3 protein-coding genes and 1 pseudogene are annotated in these 1,830 nt (G+C 41.7%); all 4 read right to left on the reverse strand.

What is annotated here, in order from left to right; all coding sequences use genetic code 11:
* A pseudogene (locus BA724_RS06915) lies at positions 1-155 on the reverse strand (anti-sigma B factor RsbW); the annotation flags it as partial.
* Positions 156-157: 2 nt separating this feature from the next.
* Positions 158-487, reverse strand: coding sequence for an anti-sigma factor antagonist (locus tag BA724_RS06920; RefSeq protein ID WP_069937938.1), 330 nt, complete (start codon positions 485-487; stop codon positions 158-160).
* A gap of 86 nt (positions 488-573) precedes the next feature.
* Entirely contained in the window at positions 574-1,584 is a 1,011-nt protein-coding gene (locus BA724_RS06925) for a SpoIIE family protein phosphatase (RefSeq protein ID WP_069937939.1), read from the reverse strand.
* A 10-nt stretch (positions 1,585-1,594) separates the two neighbouring features.
* Positions 1,595-1,830 (reverse strand): ATP-binding protein (locus BA724_RS06930; protein WP_141719891.1); only part of this gene is annotated, 236 nt, incomplete at its 5' end.

The raw sequence follows: 1,830 nt of genomic DNA on the forward strand, positions 1-1,830 counted from the left end.
TTGGTAATTGCTTCACTCGTTGCAATTTTCAAATCTTCAATCGTATCATAAGTAAACCCCATCCGGCTGGCAATGACGGATAATGTCAGCCTTGTAATACCGACAAATTCAGGTTTGGCCGGGATTTTCATTTCGATGTAGTCAGCATATTTCATTCTTACACGCCACCTTCTGATCCAGAATTGATGTTCATGATGTCTGCAAGGCCTGTAATATCAAAGAGACGCTTTAATCGATCTGATAATCCGATTAATTTCATTGTCCCATTATTTGCGTTTAAGCTTTTAAAAAGCCCGACGAAAACGCCGAGACCTGTACTGTCCATATATGTCACACCAGACAGATCAATAACGATGTCAGCTTCCTCTTTTTCAGTGTAGGGAAACGCCGTCTCCCGTAGTTTAGGAGCTGTATATGCATCAATTTCACCAGCAAGCTTGATCGTTGTCTGTTTTTCCTGTTCTTGTACGTCAATCGAAATGTTCATTCAAATAAACCACCTTTAACAATAATAATCGCTTCGTTCAATCCAATATCCTACTACTACCCACCACATGGAACGATTAAACTGGGTTAAGCGGTTCTTTTTAAAATAATAAGTGTAAAATCATCCCGGAGCTGGAAATCCTGTAAATATTCCAGCTCTTTATACACTTTATCCGCGATATCCTGCGCGCCAAGATGGATGTATTTTTCAATATATCCAATGAGCGTATCTACTTCTAAAAAGCCTTCTTCTGTCCGGCATTCTGTTACACCATCCGACATAAGCAAAATAACGTCGCCCACTTCTACTTTCCGTTCATACTCATTATATTTCGCTTTCTTATCGACACCAAGAAGCAGCCCCTTTGCCTGCAATTCATCAAACACACCTGTTTCGGCATGATAAAAAAAGCCTGGTTCATGGCCGGCTGACGAATAAGAAAACACATGTGTTTCTGGATTATAAAGACCGCTGAACATTGTAATGAACATGGTCGGATCAACGTTTTGTTCAACAACACGATTTAATCTTTCTAGTACATCGCCGGGTGCCTGACTGTCATCCGGCATACTATCCATTGAATATTTAATCATTGACATACAAAGAGCGGCTGGAATTCCTTTCCCGATGATATCTGCAATCGCCACACTGATCGATCCATTTTCATGCGATACAAAGTGGTAATAATCTCCGCTCATTTGCTTGGCTGGCACGCTGATTGCCCCAATATCCATGGAATCGACACGCGGGATCTGTGTACCAAGAAGCGTCTGCTGCATACTGGCAGCTACTTCAATTTCATTAATGAGCTCGCGCTGAATAGTCCGCAGGCTTTGATGCTCGCGATAAGCAAGACCATAGCTCATCATCACTTCGAGCAAAATATCAAGCGATAAAAGAAGCGATTCCGGAAGCTCTGGCTCAAGCTCCATAATTGATGTTTTATGGAGGCTGATCATTTCTTCAGGTGATATTTTGAACTCAATTGACTTGCGGCTAAACTTCTGGCTCATGTATAAAGCCTGTTCAGTTTGGTCATTAATATACGTTTTTAAAATTTCCTTATATTCGGCAAGCATCGTATCCCTAAAATTCATTCTTGTCCTCCTACCTGAGCCACTTCACCGACTGAATAAGGGTTCCTTCACCTGGTGTAGATTCAATCGAAAATTCATCCATTAGTCTTTTGACACCAGGAAGCCCTGCTCCAAGTCCACCAGAAGTCGAAAAACCATCTTCCATGACTTTTCTAAGATCCGGAATGCCTGGTCCCACGTCACGAGAAATGATAGTCAGTCCTTTTTTTGCCCCATTCTCCAATTTCTCTATGGTAATTTCCCCCT

Source organism: Domibacillus iocasae (assembly GCF_001750285.1).
GTDB classification, from domain to species: Bacteria; Bacillota; Bacilli; order Bacillales; family Domibacillaceae; genus Domibacillus; species Domibacillus iocasae.

Bases quoted from the DNA above. Each gene is read 5' to 3' on its own strand.
- BA724_RS06920 (WP_069937938.1), bottom strand. From the start codon at position 487: ATGAACATTTCGATTGACGTACAAGAACAGGAAAAACAGACAACGATC.
- BA724_RS06925 (WP_069937939.1), bottom strand. From the start codon at position 1,584: ATGAATTTTAGGGATACGATGCTTGCCGAATATAAGGAAATTTTAAAA.